At 55.8% G+C, this 3,527-nt stretch carries 3 protein-coding genes and 1 pseudogene; 3 read left to right on the top strand and 1 reads right to left on the bottom strand.

Annotated elements, in window-relative coordinates; genetic code table 11:
* The coding region (locus EJC77_RS20155; RefSeq protein ID WP_164520513.1) for a sugar phosphate isomerase/epimerase family protein at positions 1-601 on the top strand (601 nt) is incomplete at its 5' end.
* A 176-nt stretch (positions 602-777) separates the two neighbouring features.
* Positions 778-1,569, top strand: a complete 792-nt coding sequence (locus tag EJC77_RS20160; protein WP_125617081.1) for an SDR family NAD(P)-dependent oxidoreductase — start codon at positions 778-780, stop codon at positions 1,567-1,569.
* Positions 1,570-1,931: 362 nt separating this feature from the next.
* On the opposite strand, the pseudogene EJC77_RS20165 reads toward EJC77_RS20160, so the two are convergent.
* Positions 1,932-2,477 (bottom strand): annotated as a pseudogene (locus tag EJC77_RS20165) (ISL3 family transposase); the annotation flags it as partial.
* A gap of 473 nt (positions 2,478-2,950) precedes the next feature.
* Here EJC77_RS20165 and EJC77_RS20170 point away from each other — a divergent pair.
* Positions 2,951-3,527: recombinase family protein (locus EJC77_RS20170; protein ID WP_240630397.1), on the top strand; the 577-nt coding region annotated here is incomplete at its 3' end.

Genomic DNA, 3,527 nt, shown 5'->3' on the forward strand with positions numbered 1-3,527 from the left:
CCGTCACCCACGCCACGCCGCTCACACGGCAACAAAGCCGCAGGTCACAGCCCTACTCGCCGACCTTTCCGGGGCCCTGGGTTGGGATGTCCCCGAGGTTGTGATATCACCCGGCACAAGACGTCCCATGATTTCACCGTCACTCGAAAAGACCTACGGATGGATGTACGAGAGTCTGGAGAGTCTAATTCCGCTGGCCAAACAGGCCGGCACACGACTACTTATGGAGAACACTCCATATTGCTTCACCCCTACAATCCAGGACCTGGCAGCTATCGTAAGTACAGTCAACGATGACTCACTTAAGATCGTGTACGACGTCGCCAATGCGGCCTATATAAAAGAGGATCCCGTAGCGAGTTTGCTCTCTCATCACAAATCCATTGGACTCGTTCATATCTCTGATACGGGTTTGGACGCATGGGGCCATGATCCAATCGGAACTGGAGTGATCGACTGGGAAGGATTAGGCAACGCCGTCAAAACAACCTGCGGGGTCAATAACGTTGTTCTCGAGATCATTCGCGAAGAAAACCCCGCGCACGAGTTCAACAAGGCGATGCACGATCTCAGAAATCAAGGCTGGAAACTAGAGGATTAGTCCCAGCGCCAAAGGCTGCGTCATGTCGGCCGATGGTTATGACCTAGTCATCTAACCAGATTACATTATCAATACAACTATAAATCAAATTGAGTTTTGTAGTTCATGATTGAATTTCATATTTTAGTAATCTAATAGTGATTCCCCAGTGAATCCATATAAAAGGAGTGTACGCGATGAGAGCTTTGGTTAGTGGCGGAAGTAGCGGCATAGGCGCATCTACATGCCTGAGACTCGCAGAAGCGACCCTCGCTCGGGGCGTGCAGCCGATGATTGCGGTGTGCGGGCATGAATTGAACACTAGCCAAGAGCAAGTTGTTCGTTCAATCCAGTCAATGGGAGGTACCGCGATCGCATTGGTGGGCGACCTCGGTGATCCCGAGGTGCCAAGTCAACTTGTAGGAGCTGCGGTAACCGAATTTGGTGGGCTGGACGCGTTGATTGCGAATGCTGGAATTGCTAGCCCTGGCGCAATATGTGACCTATCCATTGAGGACTGGGACGGCATGTTCTCCGTCAACCTCCGCGGCGCGTGGCTTCTTGCCAAAGCAAGCTACCCGCATTTGAGACATAGCCGCGGTTCCGCTTGTTTTACCTCTTCAATGTCTGGCCAGCTACCACATGCCGGATCGGGTGCTTACAGCCCCAGCAAAGCAGCATTGACAATGCTAGCCCAAACACTCGCGTTGGAATGGGCGCCTGACGGAATTCGTGTAAATGTGGTATCGCCCGGCATGACTCATACACGGATGACCGAAAAAATGTATGCCGATCCCCAAATTAAGAAAGCAAGGGAAGATATTATCCCGTTGTCAAGAATTGGAGATCCTTTGGACATTGCAAACGTGATCGAATTTCTTGTAGGCCCTCTATCGGGTTATGTCACCGGGCAAGACATTTGTGTCGATGGTGGCTTCTCTAAGTCTATTCTTAGCCATATTCCTGGCCGACCTAGCTCTAAATCTTGAAGCCCGATCTGTATCGGCGCCCCGGGAAGTGACGTAGCCGTCACCACGAAACAGCGGCAGCCCCGCCACCGCAGCGCTCACCACCGGCGAGTTTTCCACACTGGGAGAAAGTGAATGCCTCCGTTTTCAGCGGCCAGAGGCGGAGATCTCAGTCGCGGCGGATAAAGCATCCTGATAGCTCCGTGAAAATCTGGTCTAGATCGACGCGAACTGGATTCCTAGCGTAGGAAGCGCAGGATTGAACAGTGTCCCTCGAGGAGCCAATATAGACAGCCCTTTGTCGACATGTCAGCCACAACGCCCCCGTAAGGTGTGTCCCATGTAGACGTCGACGAAGAGTCCCATAATCCGGCTCTTCGTAATTAAGCATGGTTGGTGGGTTTGTTCCGGTATGGGCGGTAGCCGCCTGCACTGAGCAGATTGCGCAATCGGTAGTTCGAGAAGTTCCGGAAGCCCCGGGCAATCCTGCGGGTGGTTTCGATGACGCCGTTGATGGCTTCGGTGGGGCCGTTCGAGGCGCCCTGGGTTTGGAAGTAGGCCAGGATCTCCTGCCGCCAGGACTTCAATGTCCGGCCGAGGCGGGCGATTTCGGGGATCGGGCAGGACGGGAACGCGGCCAGTGCTTTGGCCACGAGTTCCCTGCCTCGTTCTGGTGGTGCGTGGTAGACGGCGCGGACTTGTTGGTAGCACTGCCAGGCGAGGGTGACTTCATGGTTCGGGTCCCCGGCTTCGAGCTTCGCGTTCAGCCGGGCGACCTGTTTGTCCGTGAGGTGCTCGAGGCCGATTTGTAGGGATCGGCGGATCTGAAATAACGGATCCCCTTTCCGGCCGCGGTGACCGATGGTTTCTTGCTGGACCCGGCGGCGAACCTCGTCAACCATGGTCGAGGCAAGCTTCACGACGTGGAACAGGATTGCCCGGGGCTTCCGGAACTTCTCGAACTACCGGTTGCGCAATCTGCTCAGTGCAGGCGGCTACCGCCCATACCGGAACAAACCCACCAACCATGCTTAATTACGAAGAGCCCATAATCCGGGCATCCACCGGACGTGCACATCGCTGAATTGCATCATTGCGAACTGGGTGTGAATCGCATTGATAAATGGCTTTTTTCGCAACGCTAAATTTCCCGTTGAAGTCCGTTAGCCGGTCCCCCACCCTGCCCGCCGACGTGAGGATCGAGCAACGCGCGGTGTGACCTGAAGCGGTCTGGTCGCGTTTTCGCTTTGGTAAATGGTGTCCTGGATTCTCGTTGAGTCGTCCAAGTGGGTGTCTCGTAAAGCTACAGCTTTTCAAGACATCGATGTCGAGTCTTGCGCGAGGGAGTGAAGTCGCGTCGTTCCAGGACGCCCGATCTCTCGGAAACTTGTCTTGCCGTAAAATGTCTCAAGAGCTTGTCACCGAGGGGTTTCTGAGTCAAAATGGCGGAGTGAGACATTTGGGATACACCCGTGTGAGTACGTCCAGCCAGGATGCGCAGCTTCAGCTCGATGCGCTCCTCACTGCTGGGGTGCAGAAGCGGGACGTGTTCGCCGATGTCACCTCCGGAAGCAGGATCGCGATCGAGCGGCCCGGGATGAAGAAGCTGCTTGAATATGCCGAAGCCGGCGACACCGTGGTTGTCTGGCGGGTTGATCGGCTCGGGCGTTCCCTGATTGATGTCCTGAACACCGTGAACCTGTTGCGTGAACGCGGTGTGCACGTCCGGTCCATTTCGGACGGAATCGACCCAGCGACGTCAACCGGGCGGATGATGCTGAACATGCTGGCCAGCCTGACCGAGTACGAGCGTGAGTTGATCGTTGAACGCGTCAATGCGGGGATCGCCGCAGCCCGGCAATCCGGCACCCGATTCGGCCGACCACTCTCCGACCCTGCGGCAGGGTCCCGGAAAAGTCGCGTGTCAGCAGGTCAGCAGGCATGTGAGGGCCCGGTCTGGATCGCGGGCGTGGTGTCGT

The organism is Specibacter cremeus (genome assembly GCF_003946885.1).
GTDB classification, from domain to species: Bacteria; Actinomycetota; Actinomycetes; order Actinomycetales; family Micrococcaceae; genus Specibacter; species Specibacter cremeus.

What these genes read in the sequence shown, in the direction of transcription:
- EJC77_RS20160 (WP_125617081.1), top strand. Translation starts at nt 778, where the DNA reads ATGAGAGCTTTGGTTAGTGGCGGAAGTAGCGGCATAGGCGCATCTACA.